At 47.7% G+C, this 16,071-nt stretch carries 14 protein-coding genes and 1 pseudogene; 7 read left to right on the top strand and 8 right to left on the bottom strand.

All coding sequences use genetic code 11. The features are described from left to right. Nucleotides 1-97: 97 nt before the first annotated feature. The 3 genes from ACWHX8_RS02850 to ACWHX8_RS02840 all read right to left on the bottom strand — a co-directional run bounded on the left by ACWHX8_RS02850 (nt 98) and on the right by ACWHX8_RS02840 (nt 3,707). A complete protein-coding gene (locus ACWHX8_RS02850) occupies nt 98-337 on the bottom strand; it encodes a hypothetical protein (RefSeq protein WP_447970465.1) in 240 nt (79 codons plus the stop codon). Between the two features lie 757 nt (nt 338-1,094). Further along, nucleotides 1,095-1,748: a DUF1579 domain-containing protein gene (locus tag ACWHX8_RS02845; RefSeq protein ID WP_447970464.1), complete on the bottom strand. Its 654-nt coding sequence runs from the start codon at nt 1,746-1,748 to the stop codon at nt 1,095-1,097. 264 nt (nt 1,749-2,012) lie between these two features. Further along, nucleotides 2,013-3,707, bottom strand: coding sequence for a glutamine--tRNA ligase/YqeY domain fusion protein (locus tag ACWHX8_RS02840; RefSeq protein WP_447970463.1), 1,695 nt, complete (start codon nt 3,705-3,707; stop codon nt 2,013-2,015). A gap of 93 nt (nt 3,708-3,800) precedes the next feature. On the opposite strand from ACWHX8_RS02840, the gene ACWHX8_RS02835 reads away from it, so the two are divergent. The 3 genes from ACWHX8_RS02835 to ACWHX8_RS02825 all read left to right on the top strand — a co-directional run bounded on the left by ACWHX8_RS02835 (nt 3,801) and on the right by ACWHX8_RS02825 (nt 7,346). Beyond that, the gene (locus ACWHX8_RS02835; RefSeq protein WP_447970462.1) at nt 3,801-6,653 is read left to right on the top strand and encodes a YdbH domain-containing protein; all 2,853 of its coding nucleotides are present in this window, start codon (nt 3,801-3,803) and stop codon (nt 6,651-6,653) included. A 100-nt stretch (nt 6,654-6,753) separates the two neighbouring features. Beyond that, nucleotides 6,754-6,972: a YnbE family lipoprotein gene (locus ACWHX8_RS02830; RefSeq protein ID WP_447970461.1), complete on the top strand. Its 219-nt coding sequence runs from the start codon at nt 6,754-6,756 to the stop codon at nt 6,970-6,972. A gap of 17 nt (nt 6,973-6,989) precedes the next feature. Next, on the top strand, nt 6,990-7,346 hold the full coding sequence (locus tag ACWHX8_RS02825) for a YdbL family protein (protein ID WP_447970460.1): 357 nt from the start codon (nt 6,990-6,992) through the stop codon (nt 7,344-7,346). Nucleotides 7,347-7,756: 410 nt separating this feature from the next. Here ACWHX8_RS02825 and ACWHX8_RS02820 read toward each other — a convergent pair whose 3' ends face one another. Continuing rightward, a complete protein-coding gene (locus ACWHX8_RS02820) occupies nt 7,757-8,575 on the bottom strand; it encodes a class I SAM-dependent methyltransferase (RefSeq protein WP_447970459.1) in 819 nt (272 codons plus the stop codon). A 240-nt stretch (nt 8,576-8,815) separates the two neighbouring features. Between ACWHX8_RS02820 and ACWHX8_RS02815 the strand changes: the two are divergent. Next, nucleotides 8,816-9,341: pseudogene (locus tag ACWHX8_RS02815) on the top strand (tyrosine-type recombinase/integrase). Between the two features lie 150 nt (nt 9,342-9,491). Here ACWHX8_RS02815 and ACWHX8_RS02810 read toward each other — a convergent pair. The 4 genes from ACWHX8_RS02810 to ACWHX8_RS02795 all read right to left on the bottom strand — a co-directional run bounded on the left by ACWHX8_RS02810 (nt 9,492) and on the right by ACWHX8_RS02795 (nt 11,672). Next, nucleotides 9,492-9,740, bottom strand: a complete 249-nt coding sequence (locus ACWHX8_RS02810) for a CopG family antitoxin (protein ID WP_447970458.1) — start codon at nt 9,738-9,740, stop codon at nt 9,492-9,494. Beyond that, complete coding sequence (locus tag ACWHX8_RS02805; protein WP_447970457.1) at nt 9,715-10,023, bottom strand: BrnT family toxin; 309 nt, start codon at nt 10,021-10,023, stop codon at nt 9,715-9,717. Before ACWHX8_RS02805 ends, ACWHX8_RS02810 begins: the two co-directional genes overlap by 26 nt. Before the next feature lie 203 nt (nt 10,024-10,226). Then, nucleotides 10,227-11,123: an ROK family protein gene (locus ACWHX8_RS02800; protein WP_447970456.1), complete on the bottom strand. Its 897-nt coding sequence runs from the start codon at nt 11,121-11,123 to the stop codon at nt 10,227-10,229. Nucleotides 11,124-11,381: 258 nt separating this feature from the next. Continuing rightward, nucleotides 11,382-11,672 carry a hypothetical protein gene (locus ACWHX8_RS02795; RefSeq protein WP_447970455.1) on the bottom strand — a complete coding sequence of 97 codons (291 nt, stop codon included), beginning with the start codon at nt 11,670-11,672 and terminating at the stop codon, nt 11,382-11,384. 469 nt (nt 11,673-12,141) lie between these two features. Between ACWHX8_RS02795 and ACWHX8_RS02790 the strand changes: the two genes are divergently transcribed. From ACWHX8_RS02790 to ACWHX8_RS02780, 3 genes are all read left to right on the top strand, one after another. Next, a complete protein-coding gene (locus ACWHX8_RS02790; protein WP_447970454.1) occupies nt 12,142-12,735 on the top strand; it encodes an SRPBCC family protein in 594 nt (197 codons plus the stop codon). Between the two features lie 90 nt (nt 12,736-12,825). Further along, nucleotides 12,826-14,319, top strand: coding sequence for a M28 family peptidase (locus ACWHX8_RS02785; RefSeq protein ID WP_447970453.1), 1,494 nt, complete (start codon nt 12,826-12,828; stop codon nt 14,317-14,319). 285 nt (nt 14,320-14,604) lie between these two features. Then, nucleotides 14,605-16,071: a hypothetical protein gene (locus ACWHX8_RS02780; protein WP_447970452.1), complete on the top strand. Its 1,467-nt coding sequence runs from the start codon at nt 14,605-14,607 to the stop codon at nt 16,069-16,071.

The raw sequence follows: 16,071 nt of genomic DNA, 5'->3' as shown, positions 1-16,071 counted from the left end.
GAACATGATTGGAAGATGAGAACGGAAAAACTCCTACCCATAGGACAAACCTCCACCTACATGCCAAGGAAAAGGTTTGTCGATACTCAGAACGGCATTAATATTCAGCACAGTCAACATGAGACTCATCAAGTGCTGAAAGACAGAGAGTTTTCAGTAACAAACGGTTTGCTGCATCAGGCTCTCCATACACGCTTTCCACCATTTTCTCATACCGTTGTTTCCGATCGAGCCCTTGGGCAAGTCCGAGTAAACGAGCGGTGTTATCAATGGCATGGATGCCCATGTGGTGAATACTCGGAGCTTGCGTTGTTTTTTGAACCAGTAAGTTTCGCATTGGAAGATCCTCTCTTGAAATTGTGATTGAGGCTGAATTCACATTTCCTATGTAAGAGAGCAAGCGCAATGCCATTGAAATCGTTCATGATAGAGCAAATTCCAAGGATAGTTTTCTTCTTAAAAAACAATTCGTTATACGAAAGAAATCACATGGGTGCCTGAAACATTTTCCCATCATGCCTCTGTATCCGGAAAGATACCCTCTGTATCTATTTAGATCTTGACACTCGACGTCAAAAATATGACAGGCCCAATATTCAGAACCTCAAAAACATTTCTATAGCCGAGTCAATGAATTTACGTACCATTGAAGCATTTAACACCGCGTAGAAAGTCCTCATACTTGGACACAAGTAATCAAGACAAGAGAAGCAGCAATATCCCAACAACGATTACCCGTCAGGCTCAGCAGGGTCGCTCAACGACCGTGTTCAAGTTTACTAATGTTTAATTTGGATTTGCTATAACCACCGAAATGTGACCATTGAATCCCGACGCTCTGGTCGCTTATGAGCAGAGGAAAAAATTCATTCACTCCCTCCATCACTGTAATATACTGGAAACTCAAGGAATACTTAGATACGTACGCTCAAGTCGGATGAGACCTATGGGTATACAGGGAAACTACACGTTTGGTTAATTCGAGAAATGGCTACACGAATAGGAAGGGAACGACTGGCGGAGACCTGTGCGGCAACAACTATTCCATTATGAATGCGTTAGCGTCTCTGATGAACTTCTTAGCAACTTGTATATTATTTCTCACGTTCATTTGTCCGTGTATAGACGATCTCCATCATACGGAATTCTTGGCCGGACTGATCTAAGCTATACATTTCATACCGATGGTGATTGTCGTCGATAATCGCAAGAACGCCTCGGTAGGCTCGCTGTCCCTTCAAAGCGTCTGTATACAGACCTTGATCGGTTAAGGTCTTTTGACCAGGATCATAAGTGCCTTCACCCGTCATCATCCCAGTTCCCATATTATCCATCCAAATCGTCTGATATTTTCTTTTCTTATTATCGAATCCCGTAAACCCGATTCCTTCAAACGGCTGCCCCATCGACATGCCTTTTGCCGTGTGTTGGAGATAACGACCACCCATCAACCACTTCGCCTCACTTGTGCCTTTTGAGACCTCTGGAACACTTCCTGGCTTCATCCACCATTTCACCACATGCCTCCATGTCCCAACCAATGGAGTTAATACTTCATGATTGTTATTGGGAGTTGCATACGCCTGCCATTTGTCCATCATCGTCTTCATCGCAGGCCCCATTGACTCCTCGTGTGCCCCTGCTGGTTTATGCCCATCTGACGCATACGACGCACACCCAAACAACAGACAGAGACTGATGATACCCAAGAGCCGAACAATCGATCGTTGAGAAATACATGACTTCATGAATACACCCTCTCGCAACATAAGTAACATTCCAGATTGTGACCTACATCCCTCATTCATTGATCAACAAATATTGACACACTACAGAAAAAATCACAATCCTTTCTTCTCTCTCGAAATATTCCCAATGACTTTCAGGAAACATCCGTCAACCCATGTCCATAGAGATGGAGCACCAATGTTCAAAGACCATCCTCCTATGGTCGACAATAGAGGATCAGGCCTATTCTTATCGCGACACTGTTTATCCCGTCCATTGACAAATCATGACGATTTTTTTTCAATTTTAGCCCAGGAATCACGTAAGGCAACGGTCCGGTTAAACACCAGCTTGTTCGGCGTTGTATCAGGATCCACGCAAAAATACCCCTGTCGCTCAAATTGATACTGGGTTCCAGGTTTGGCGCCAACAAGACTCGGCTCTACTTGGCAATTCGCTAAGGTTTGTAATGAATTGGGATTAAGAGAGGAACGAAAATCAACGCCATCGTTCTCTTCAGCAGGGTTGGCTTTCGTAAATAAGGATTCATAGAGTCTGACTTCTGCAGACACTGCATGTGCCACTGAAACCCAATGAAGTGTACCTTTGACCTTTCGACCAGCTTGCGGCCCTCCACTTCGAGTGTCCGGATCATAGGTACAATGCACTTCGAGAAGTTCTCCAGTCTGCTCATCCTTCACAACACGTTCACATCGAACAATATAGGCATACCGGAGACGAACTTCCTGACCCGGCGTCATGCGGAAAAACTTTTTGGGTGGATCTTCACGAAAATCATCCTGCTCAATATAGAGTTCACGAGAGAAAGGGACGATCCGCGAACCGGCGGTGGCATCTTCTGGATTATTGACGGCACTCATCTCTTCCACCTGGCCTTCAGGAAAGTTATCAATGATCACTTTCAAGGGATGCAACACCGCCATGACGCGTAGGGCCCGTCGATTCAAATCTTCACGAATGGCATGTTCCAATGCCGGCATCTCAATGATGCCGTCACGCTTGGCCACTCCGACTTGTTCACAGAATGTACGAATTGATTCCGGCGTGTAGCCTCGACGACGCAATCCTTTTAGCGTGAGTAAACGCGGATCGTCCCACCCTGAGACATGCCCCTCGTCGACGAGCTGAAGCAACTTCCGTTTACTCATGACGGTATAATTCAGATTGAGCCGAGCAAATTCAATTTGTTGCGAATGGCAATCAACTTGACAAGCATTCAACACCCAATCATAGAGTGGACGATGATCCTGGAACTCCAGCGTACACAATGAATGCGTAATGCCTTCGAGTGAGTCCGAGAGCGGGTGGGCAAAATCGTACGTTGGATACACATTCCAGGTATCGCCAACTCGATAATGTGGAAGCCGGCGAATACGGTAGAGCGTCGGGTCGCGCAAATTGATATTGGGCGAGGCCATATCGATTTTGGCTCGAAGCACATGCGCGCCGTCCTCAAACTCTCCGACACGCATTCGTGCGAAGAGGTCCAAATTCTCTTCAAAAGATCGCGTGCGATGTGGACTATCGATCCCAGGTTCCGTCAAGGTTCCTCGATTGGCACGAATCTCGTCAGCCGATAAACTGTCAACATAGGCATTTCCGTCACGAATGAGTTTGACGGCAAATTGATACAGTTGCTCGAAATAGTCAGATGCGTGAAATAATCGATCTTCCCAATCAAAGCCCAACCAGCGGATATCTTCTTGAATGGACGTCACATAATCGACATTTTCCTTGCTGGGATTGGTATCATCAAATCGGAGATTACAGAGGCCATGTTGTTCCTCAGCCACACCAAAATTTAAACAGATGGATTTGGCATGACCGATGTGAAGATGGCCATTAGGTTCTGGAGGAAAACGTGTATGCACACGTCCTCCATGTTTTTCCGCTTTCACATCTTGCACAATCAGAGTACGAATAAAGTCTTTGGCACCTGAGGAACTGTCCGAAGTCATATTGCTCCTTTTCTCAAAATCAATGGATTGCTCAAACCTTGACGGTCTCATCACACGTGCAGTAATTCAGCCATAGTACCGCAATCAACCTTGATGCAGAAACACCAACAAAGAAATACCGAACATTCGGACCAACAAGAGACGGTGGCAAAGAACCGACGAGGAAGGCTATGGTGGTGGCTTTTGGGGCTTGTGTTGCTCGCAATCGTTGGATACGGCGGGCTTCCATACATCGCCTCAACCGTGCTCTCGGAAGCCATGAAGCAACATGGGTTCACGCATGTCTCGATTCGCCTCGGATATCCAACGACGCATTCTCTCCCTATCCATAGGCTGGCGTTTCAAAAAGACATTGCCGAAGCTTCGTACCAAGGCACCTTCCAGAATATCGAGATAACGTATCAATTTCCTCAACTTTTCGACGGGCAGGTAGCTCAAATCGTTATCGGAAGTGGAAATCTGGACATCAAACCCTTATCGTCCGATCTCCCTACAGAAAAAGAACAGAAAGGCCTCTCGGCCCCGCAAAGCCCATCTTTTACCATAGATGAGATGCTTTCGCCCTTTCCCAGACTTCCCTTTGAACAACTGATGATCGGTCAAATATCAATCGATCGTTCACTAGGAGACGATCCATTGCAACACATACGTGTCGATGGAACGGTGGACACACGACAGGAAAGACTGCACACACACCTCACAATTCAGGGAGCGGACATCCCTGATTACGACATCACACTATCCGGAACATCGATAGGCGATATCAGTTTGGCCATGCTCTCTCCAGACTCCACTCCCCCAACGCTTGCCCGTATGACGTCACACGCAACACGCATTGCTGACACCGTTCAAGTGCAAGGGTCTCTCGACATCGATATCCCCAATGTCATCAAACTCGTTAAGCTGTTCTTTCCTGTCGAGCGTGACTTCTTGCAGATGACTGGAACCATCGCAGCGAACTGGAACGGGACTACTCCCCATTCGGCTACGATCGACTCTCTCGTAAAAGAAAAAGTTGGGACACTGAACGGAGCGTTTCAAATCCGCGCAGCCCTGCCTCAATTTCAGCCCTATGGCCAGAACATCGACGCGAAGGTCAACGGAACTTTTGCCGCCACGCATGACACCATCACCTGGACGCTTTCGAAGGACTCAGAGGTTTCGAGCAACGTACTTGTTGATCAGCTTCAAATCCCAGAACCTGCACCTACGATGATCCCAATGACCGGACATCAACTTTCCATAAGCTTTCCCAAACCTCTCTCTGGCCACATAGACCTCAATAATACGCCCCCTTCTTTGAACATAGACGGGCTGATTCGAGGTCGCTATCACATCCAAGACTTTCCGGTCGATCTGGAATGTTCATTGACTCACCTGTCAGGCTCATCGATCCAGAATCTTTCCGCCCAAGGTACCTATGCTTTTTCGGGGACAGTAGACACACAACTCGAACCTGACCTCCCTATCAAACACCTACAATGGAAGCTTTCAGGAGAGCTGTCTGTGCGAAAGGAAAAGCTAGCCGCATCGCTTGCGCCGCAATCGTCCTTACGCATGAGCCTGCTTCCAATCAATGAGATTCTCATACCTCAAGCCGATTTCACATTCATAAAAACATTTACGACTACCTACAATCTTAAGGACCAACAATGGGAAACGAATCCCCTTTTTCTGAGAATCAAGACGCCTGAGATATCACGGAAAGACCAGGCAGTCACAATACAACAGGCCAAACTCTCCATCCATGAATTGAAAGGTTCTCTCTCAACGTGGCAAACCTCTGGGGAGATGGTTCTCTTGGGAATCTCAACCACCGTCCAAGACGTGACACCTCCGTCATCCAATTGGAAATTTCAATTTTCTGCGAACCCGCAATCTGTCCGCGTCAATCTGCTTGGACAAACAGCGGACACGCAGGCGTCCATCTATGGACGACTGCACCAAAACCTTATGACTCGAAAGGGGACTTTTCACATGAAACTTGCCCCGATCACCTTTTCACCCTCCGCATTCAATCTTCGAACCAGCATCACGCCGTGGCCACACCCGCTCGACATCACCACCGGGCAAATCTCTGCCAAGGCCGAAGCCTTTTGGACGCTGCCAACGGATACGGACAAACAACCTGTTTCTCTCACACGGGCACAGGCTGATCTCAACGTCGATCATCTTGGCGGACATTACGAGAATATTATTTTTGATGGCTTGAGTACCGCAATGACCGTGGTTGGGACCGACACATGGTCCATGCCAAATCCGGCAACGCTGACCCTCGCAAAAATGGAAACGGGTGTAACCATTTCAAATATTTCCATGAATTTCCTGTTGAACCACATACCAGGTTCCGTTCTCCCTCGAGCAAATATACGTATGTTTTCAGCCGAGATGTTTGATGGAAAGATCTCCAGTGATGACTTTGTCTTCGATGCGTCTCAGTCCAGCAATCAACTGACCGTCCATGCACAAGGCCTTGCTATTGGTGCCATTCTCAATCTCGAACAACAAGAAGGGCTTCATGGCACCGGATTGATTGATGGAACCATTCCGGTCTTGCTTACGGAGAACGGAGTGGAAGTACACAATGGAAAACTTGCGGCACGCCCGCCAGGTGGTATGATTCAGTATCAAACAGAGGAGGGAACGACGGAAGCACTGAAACACACGAGTGCCAACATGAATTTGGTTTTGCAAGCACTCAACAACTTCCACTATGATGCGCTGACAGTAGGGCTTGACTACGACCACACGGGAAAGTTGCTGCTTGAGACCAAGATTAAGGGGAAAAATCCAGACCTGCATCGTGGAAAACCGATCCACTTTAATCTGAATGTTGAAGAAAACATCCCGGCGCTCTTGCAGAGCCTGCAAGTCGCCAAAGACATCGAAGGGACAATAGATGAGTTGATCCAGAGTTCAGGGGAAAAGCTGATACAAGGCCTTTAGCCTTGTACGGCATACTCGGCTCGCCGCCGGCTTAAAAGGATGAAGAAACGCCGTACCGATCACACACATGCACAGACAATTTCACGAAGGTCAATACACCATGAATAGACGCCGTACGTTGCTCCTCGTATCTATCGTCTTGTGCCTTAGCGCGCTACTGTTCTCATCCACCAGTTGCACCCCGACCGCACGAGTGGAAGTCGCCGCGCCAGAAAAACCCATTACGATTAATCTCAATGTCAAAATTGACCATGAAGTTCGCGTGAAAGTTGAAAAAGAGCTTGACCAAATACTTTCTGAAGATAGTGACCTCTTCTAGTCAGAATGGAGAACGCGATGACACAGCGGCATCATTCAATCATAGGTAAGACATTCATAATTGCGCTCCTCGCCATGGGCCTCTACACAGGAAACACGGCATTCGCCGCATCACTAGAGGAAGCCAAATCGCAAGGGTTTCTTGGCGAGATGGTGAGCGGCTATCTTGGGCTTGTCACTCCAACAGCCCCGCCAGAGATGAAAGCACTGATGAATGAGGTCAATCAAAAACGCAAAGCCAAGTACCAGGAAGTGGCGAAGCGAAATAACACGACGCTCAAAGCCGTAGAGACGTTAGCGGGAAAGACCGCGCTGTCCAAAACCAGCCCTGGCCATTATATTCAATTACCAAATGGCCAGTGGCAGAAGAAGTAATACACGCGGGTTCTATGCTGTGCAAATTATACTGTCATAACTCGGGTCTGACCTGACAGGATGTGATAGTACAGCTCAAAAGCGGACGTTGGAAATGGGTCGGCTATCAGGCGGCAGTCGGCCGAGGCTGTGTGAAAACTCCGTATAAAATTTGGATCTAAAAATTTAGCCTTCGAGGATCGCTTGTATACGACGATCTCAGGATGAGCAAGGGGTGAGGCACCCCCTGAATCCAGAAAATTTCGAGTTTTCGCACAGCCTGGGCCACAACCTGTCATTCAGATTTCTACCAAGAGAGTACCCGTGGTTAACAGCGGGACTTGATCAACTACCTCTCCATCGGGATTTATCGCCGCCGTGGGGCCATAACTAACCCAATCTTCTCGATAGCCAGTCACATCAAAGGATACTCAAATCGCTTTTACACCACTCGTAAAGTTAATATCAATTTCCAACCACAATCCCTTGTCATCACACAAGGGTATTAACTCCTTTAAGTGAGCCTGTTTGAATTCGTCGATTTTGTTATCTAGCTGCTCGACGAAACCTCGAAAGCCAGCACTCCATACCACCTCCCACCAACCTTCTGGATCAATATAATAACCCATTGAGCGTCTCTCAATATGCATATCATTAAATCCAGCCTGTGTGAAGATTTCTTGTAATTGCACAGTCTTTGACATGCGTTGCCAACCAATCTGCTGCGGAATTTCTAACCCATAAGACCGCAATCGATCTAGGCAGAGCCGCGCCATGGGTTGAAAGGAATCCCCACAAAAACCACTTATCAACACTTTTCCGCCAGGTTTAACGGTGTTGGCTATATGTTTTAATGCTTCACTCATATCGTCAACAAAGAATAATCCAAATGCACAAGTGGCATGATCAAAGTTGTGATGATGAAACGGTAGCTGTGTCATGTCATGGGTCTCAAAGATAAGATTACTTAACCCTTCCTCTGTTGCTTTCATGCTAGCCTGCTTGAGCATGTCAGAGGAAAAGTCAACAGCGGTGACCTGTCCATGTGGTAGTTTTCTTGCCAAGGGCAAGGCTGTCGCTCCAGTACCCGATGCGACATCCAGAACTGACTCATCACCATTCAGACGCAACAACTCGACCATCACCTCCCCGCTCAAGTGAAAAAAACGACTAGTTCTGAGGCCATAGTCTTTGGCAACGATATTGAAGGTTTTCTGTGTAAACTGTTTGCGTTGTATTTCATCTAACATAATGTTCCTGTGAATTTACCATAATAAATATGAGGGTTATAGAATCTCCGGTAGGCAATAACGAATGTCTGCTGTGGGTCGAAAGCGCATATCACAAATCTGAATCATAATTTTCCATCACCCTTAACAAGGAGGAGAATTATGATTCATGCACCTCAAGTCGTCAATGTGGCACCGCCTTGGAATAAACGCAAACTCGTTGGACAAAAACCTCCGTTAAAACCTCGAGAGATTTAGGCAATCCGAATCAGATTGCAGCTTCAGAAGGCCACCAAAGAGTTAGCCATGTTTACCTCGCCCTCGACAGTAAATTACGAAGTTGTGATCTTGTAAGACTTAAAGTCCGAGACGTCTCTCATGGCCATGGTATTGCTCCTCGAGCCATGGTGCTGCAGCAGAAAACCCAACAACCCGTGCAGTTCGAAATCACTGAGCAAACCCAGGATGCCCTATAAGCCTGGGCCAGCCATAAGCCATTGCGTCTAGAGGACTATCTGTTTGGGAGTCGGATAATCGATCCCAGCATCTTTCAACTCGCCAATATGCTCGAATCGTCCACAAATGGATCGAGATGATTGCCCTCGATACGATGCTCTATGGCACCCATTCGATGAGACAAACACAAGCGACGCTCATCGACAAACGAACCAAAAACCTTCGAGCAGTGCAGCTCTTGTTAGGCCATACGAAATGAGAAAGTACGGTTCGGTATCTGGGGATCGAAGTCGATGATGCGTTAGCTATCGCAGAACAGACAGAAGTTTGAGCCAAGTGACAGGTAGCGGCCTTGCCACAAGGCCGCTCTGCTGTCCAAGGAGAGGACAGAGAGACACGATAAGGAAAAAAGATTCTCGTCAGCGGCTTGCTTGTGGTTTGCCGGCGTGGGCCAGGGGAGCCACCACCGAATGGATTCACATTAGGGGCTTAATGAAGCCTCCATGACCTGCCGAATGTATTTGTGGTAGGACATGCCCTGTTTTTTGGCTTTCTTTTTGACGCTCGCCAGTAATTCTGGCGGCACTCGTAAGGTAATCCGTTCGGTCTTTGGCAAAAACTCGAACGTCACCTTTTTGAGATTCCCAGGGTGAATATATTCGCTGAGGTCTTGCTCTAAAAACGTGGCAATCTCTTCATCGTTTTTAAACTTCGGGAATTTCTTTTTCATATGTGTGCCTTTCTTTCTGGTGCATATATCGGGCACTGATAGGTCTCACACACGTCATGCCTTCCTTGTCTCGTAGGGTAAAGACCACCAACACGGCTCGGTCCTCATCGGTGGTTCCAAAGGCGAAGAACCGTGGCTCGTACTGCGAATGGGCCACGTCTTCGGAAATCGAAACCTCTGAATCGTAAAAGAGTGCTTCAATCTCGGGTTGCGAAACGCCGTGTTTTTGGCACTTCTTCAGATTGCCAGAGTCCCAATCAAATCCTATAACCCTTATCTTCATAATATCCTAATGTCTGCCATTTGTACAGCCAAACATATGATTGGATCTCTTCGCGGTCAGCTTCTGGCTATTGCACGATAACCCACATGACCGCTTTGGGTCGACAACCGCCGGTTGCTGCTAGCCCTAGAAATATCCGCGTTAGGTACTATGCTTGATCAAATCTGACGCTATCCGTTAGATGAGATTTGGACTATTACAAATTAGGATGGCCACAGCCATGCCGCTCCTCGCACTCCGGAAGAGTCTCCGTGTTTCGCAAGCACGAGCTTCGTATCGACTCGATCGGAAAACACCCATCTGTCCCAGATCCGAGGCACAGCCTCATACAATCGCTCGATATTGGACAGCCCCCCGCCCAACACGATGATCTCCGGATCGATAATATTGATCACCGACGCTAAACCACGTGCCAACCGATGCGCATAACGCTTCAGGACGGACTCAGACTTGGAATCGCCCTTTCGTAACAAGCGGTCTATTTCTTGTGGCGACACACATTGTCCGGTCGCGAGAAAATACTCTCGCTCAAGACCTGAGCCGGAAAGAAAGGTTTCAATACACCCCTGCTTCCCACAATAACAGGGCTCGCCTGGACGTTCATTATCGTCAGGCCACGGCAAGGGATTATGACCCCATTCCCCTACAATGGCATTCGGTCCGCGTAACAATTGACCGTTCCAATACATTCCACCCCCGACCCCCGTACCGAGAATCACGCCAAAGACCAATTGTGCTCCAGCCGCAGCACCATCTGTCGCCTCTGACATGGTAAAACAATCTGCATCATTGGCTAATCGGATAGAACGACCGAGACATTCCTCAAGATCCTCTTGCAACCGATGGCCAATCAGACACACAGAATTGGCATTTTTCACAAGGCCTGTTGCCGGAGAAATCGTACCGGGAATTCCAACACCAACAAGTGCCTCGCCCTCAAAGTCACGATCAATACCTTGTATGAGTTGAGCAATTGTCTTTACTGTCGCCGCATAGTTTCCTTGAGGCGTAGGCTCACGACGACGCGCCAGTTCGTTTCCGCGCTCGTCCAGCAAAATCGCCTCAATTTTTGTTCCACCGACATCTACCCCGATTCGCATAGAGTCTTTCTCTTAGGAGTTTGCACAATGACACACGCAACACGAGAAACGTGTTATCCGCTAAGTCCTAGTGCCTGTTCATGCGGAATGGCTAAATCTATGGTACGGCCCGAAGGCATAGAATTCTGACAAATTTTGCTTACCCCGCCTCACGCTATCGTGAGGAAAAATGACTGGAGACTATATCATTCGAGGAGGACAATTTTGTTAGAGAGGGAGGCATGACGACATCGTTCCATTCTTTACATCGTTGAATATTCACTCTTGACTGTCCACATTTCTCCGTGATCGCTTAGGACCTTTTTTCACGTTTTTTTCCAAGAGATCGTCGTACTGTTTTTGCCGTTCTACTTGACGCTGAAAAAAACGTTTTCGATGTTCTTGAATATTTTCCAGAGCCTCTTCCTGCTCTTCAGGTGATAGAGTTTTCCAATGTTCTGAATTTTTCAGTGTCTCTTCATAGTGAGCAAAAGGCACAAGCCTTTGGGGTAATTTCCGGTCAGGCTGCTTGGATGACTTGACATCGCCTCCGGGAGAGCTTGACTTCATGGTATCGGAGGATGAGGTTTCTGCTAAAATAGGCGAGGTCCACCAGAAGCAGAAAAAAAGAGACAAGAAACAGAAGGACCTGAGAGAATCGTGCATTGTGTCACCTCATGTAGTTGGTCGATGCTCATAGCGGTAAGAACCCTGGAGCACCTGCCTTCTTCCCATAGTTATAGGACATTGGTAATCGTTTGGCCCTCTGTACTTTTCTAGATACGTCACTTTCCTACGAGAACGTAGTCAGGAAAGATGACAAATCATAGACGTGCTTCTTCTCTCTTTTCAAGATTATAGCGAATCCACATACGTACCAGTTGAACTATGAGAACTTTCTACGCGGTATCCAACACGTCAGGGGGTACGGAAATTCATTGAATCGGCTATAAGTGCTCACTGATGATTCAGACCGTAACCCTACGTATAATTTGCCCATTCGAAAGTCATTCCCTTGACAGGGCTAGGTTGGCATAGCATGCATCAACGACGTCTCCTGTTGTTTGTACTACTTCATATGGTGTTGAGCCTATTCAGACCGGAATGGGCTTCAGCGGAAGACCCGTCTCAACTCCTCGCGATTGAGATACAAGATCACGGCACAGCCGTGATCCATGCCACCATGGAATTACTCACGGCTCCAGATCAAGCATTTGCGATACTAACCGATTACGAGCAATGGGCAGCCCTTTTTCCTGAAGGCTTTCACATTCACCTCACAGACTGCGCAGAAGCTTGCACGGTCGTCGCCGATATGATTATTCCACATGCCCTCGTCCCCTGGACCACTCGCTTACGCGTACAATCTCAGGAATCGCCTCCTCACCTGTTTGAATTACACTTACTAGACGGCGATTACTTGCAATATCACCTGAGGTGGGAATTTGCTCCGGCACTGGATACTAAAAAAACCCGTGCAACCATGAGCCTCACTCTCCAGCCCAAAGGCTCATTGACCAATTGGACACCAAACTTCCTCTATGAATGGACATTGCGGAACGGACTAGAAGATCATTTCGAAAAGATTCGACAACACATCGCAAAACATCACACGTCAACGACGCATAAGTAATGTCACAATATATCGGATCGTCACAACCATGAAATGTTTGCAACCAAAAGTTCGCAGTCAACATTGTTCGCCAATATAAGGAATGACCCCATGCTCCATTTGCTCATGACAGTACCAGTCTTTCTTTTTCTGTATTCGTGGTCACACCTAAACGTTCAAGCCGCAAACACACCTGATGAAATGTTTCAAGGCATCAATTCTCAACAAATGAGAACTGATATCGAGACCTTAAGTCGCGAAGAATATGAGGGGCGACAAGCTGGAACGGTAGGCGGACGGCAATCAGCCGACTTTGTCAAGAAACGCTTGAGAAAACTGGGCTTACGTCCAGCAGGAGAACACTCAGCTGACGGAAATGCACGATCGTGGACTCAACAGGCTCCCCTCACAGCCGTTCAAATTTCCCCCACTATGTCTTTTTCCCTTTCTTCCACTCAGGAAGACAAGGAAGGTCTACGAACGGGGTTACGCCTTGGAATTGATTTCTTACCGATCCTTGATTCACCTTCAATAAACATTCTGGCACCGATAATATTCGTCGGCTACGGTATCGATGACCCTGCACGCGGCGTGAACGACTATGAAAACGTCAACGTACGAAACCGCATCGTCATGTTCTTACGAGGAAAACCTGAACATTATTCAAAATGGGTCACGCATGAGGAAAAAGAACACACGGCGCGAAAGCATGGGGCTGCAGGCTTTATCACGCTCACCGGCCCAATCCTCAATCGCTATGAAGCGCGCCGCGGCATGGGACAAGCGCCGCTTGCGATGTACTCACGTACATCCACTGACGAACGACCACTCCCTGGGGTGTGGATCAGCGGACAAATCGGCGACACGCTCTTTCAATCACAAGGACGTTCCTTGCAAGAGATCCAAGCCCAATTGAATGAGCTACCGAACAAGCAATCATATGAATTGGGCATCACCGCCCACCTGCAATGGGATAGCGAGCAGGAACCTGGAACGTTAATAAATGTACTTGGTGCCATTCCAGGACATGATCCGAGGCTTCGCGAAGAGATCGTGATTGTGGGAGCCCATCGCGATCATTTTGGGAAACAGGCGGGCCACCTGTTCGCAGGCGCCGACGACAATGCCTCAGGCACTGCGGTCCTACTTGAACTTGCGCGCATTATGAGTCAGGCTAAACCCGGCCCAGCAAAAACGATCGTGTTTGCCTCATTTGATGGAGAGGAACGAGGTCTACTGGGCTCGAAGCTCTATATCAGTCAGCCGACGTCTCCACTCGACACAATAGTCTCGATGGTGAATATCGATCACGTTGGTGTCGGAAATGGCAAGCTGACAGTTGGAATAACCAGGCAATCACAAACCATTGCCAAACAATCAGCGGATCTAGCCGGCCTCAGCGAAAAGACCACGTTCTATGGGTTTTTCCCAGGCGGCGATCATGTTCCGTTCTTCGAAGCCGAAGTGCCGACCACCACGATTGTGAGCAGCGGAACACACCCGTCGTTTCATCAGCCTTCTGATACGGCAGAAACGATTCAACCTGAGATACTGCACAACGCCACCCGATACGCGCTAGCTCTTACCTGGCTGCAAGCCAATTGATCGTATAGATTTCGATCGTTCATAGCGAACTGAATGTACTCTCAATTTACATCCATGCATTATTATTTAATTATTTTTCTCAGCCTTCTTCACAAATTTCAATACCCTGGGTACACTACTAGAGAGCACAGGCAACACAACACGAACATTCCGACAGGCAGAAACCTATCTCATGAATCCCTACGCGCATCTTAGAGCGTAAAGTCTTGTTGCCCCTGTCTTCTCCCACTCATAGTAACGGAATGCTCTACCTTTTTTAGTCACGACATGGTAAGAAAACTTTTCATGCATACATCAATATCGTCCATGCTGTTCATATGTGTATTGTGTTGCTTCGCTCTCCTGTATGCCTGTTCAACTCCACAGGTCACCAACCTAGCTGAACAAGCGCTTGCGACGGTAGAAATAGACGAAACGGTGTATTTCCCTACGACTTCCGGAGAAGACATCGCCGTCTTACCGGGAGCGTATGATATTAAAACCGAAAAATTTGGAATACGCTTGATTGCCGAGGAAGGTACTGAGACCGAATCAATGCTCATTGAAGCCAACGCGACAAACCATGGGGCGTCGATTTCCCACCCGATGGCCTTGATGCTTTCCAATAACAAAGATGCCAGAGTCGTCACCCTGCTTCGCCCGAATGGCGAAAGATGGAATGCCTGGGGATCCACACAGGGCGATGGACATGCACGCGCTGCCGAACGTTTTGACGTGCCAAACACAGAGATTATGCAACGTCTCAACACCAAAAATCAGGCCAATGCCATCATTCCGCAATTTTCCTTAGCCTCAGTTTCAGTCAGGTACGAGGACTCGAAGAAGTCTTACAAGGGGAAAAAACTCAAAACCACTTGGCGGCTGCCAATCAACGATACGCTCAATACCGGAAGCTTTACCTTCACATGGCGAGGATACTGGGAAAAGTCAGCCTTCCAACCATCGTTTATTCCCAGCAAGGTCGTAGATCTCCAGAATCTGGTCAAGAAAAAACAATGTTGCATCACCTTAACAATCAACGGGGAAGAAGCGCCGCTCACTCGATTGAGTTTTGGAAAACACGGAACACTACTCACCAGAGTGACACTTGACAATGTCAGAGTACAGACATGGCCCAAAACCGTGAAAATCGTCGTGACAAAAGGGAAGAAAACATGGGAGTCAGCCCCGACAAAGATGTACGCCAAGGCCATCAGTTACTACAAATCGGTCCTTCATCCAATTTTTTCGCATGAGCGATGCACAACCTGTCATGCCCTTGGCACACACGATAAGATTGTCGACATGCATCAATACCGCATCGGGATCGAAAAGTTTCCGTATGAGTTTGATCCGGAAGCCAGGCCACAGAATCCAACATTTTGCGAAACCTGCCATAATGCATCAAATCTCGGCAAAGAATGGGTCTCTCCATTGGCTGCACAAGAACTTGACTGGAAAGGGTTGGATGCCATCCGAGTGTGTCGCAAGGTCACGGGACCATTTACGAATAAAGACGGAGAGGTCGAACCACCACTCGATCGTGAGAAATTCACCTATTATTTTCATAAGGACCCACGAACGCTCTGGGCTGTCAGCGACGGCATGACTCCATCCGGCAAAGATCTCCGAGTGCCATTGTCGAATAAACTGAACCTATGGTTCCGTAAGGTGGATCCTTGGGTGAAAGCGGGTACGCCATGTCCAACCAACTCCAACTTTTTTCAACGGCAGAGAAAATCGTTAACAGGAAAGTTTTTCCCTCGCGAATAA

Source organism: Nitrospira sp. M1 (assembly GCF_965152605.1).
The sequence above is the reverse complement of the archived record's forward strand: the minus strand, read 5'-3'. Positions and strand labels throughout refer to the sequence as shown.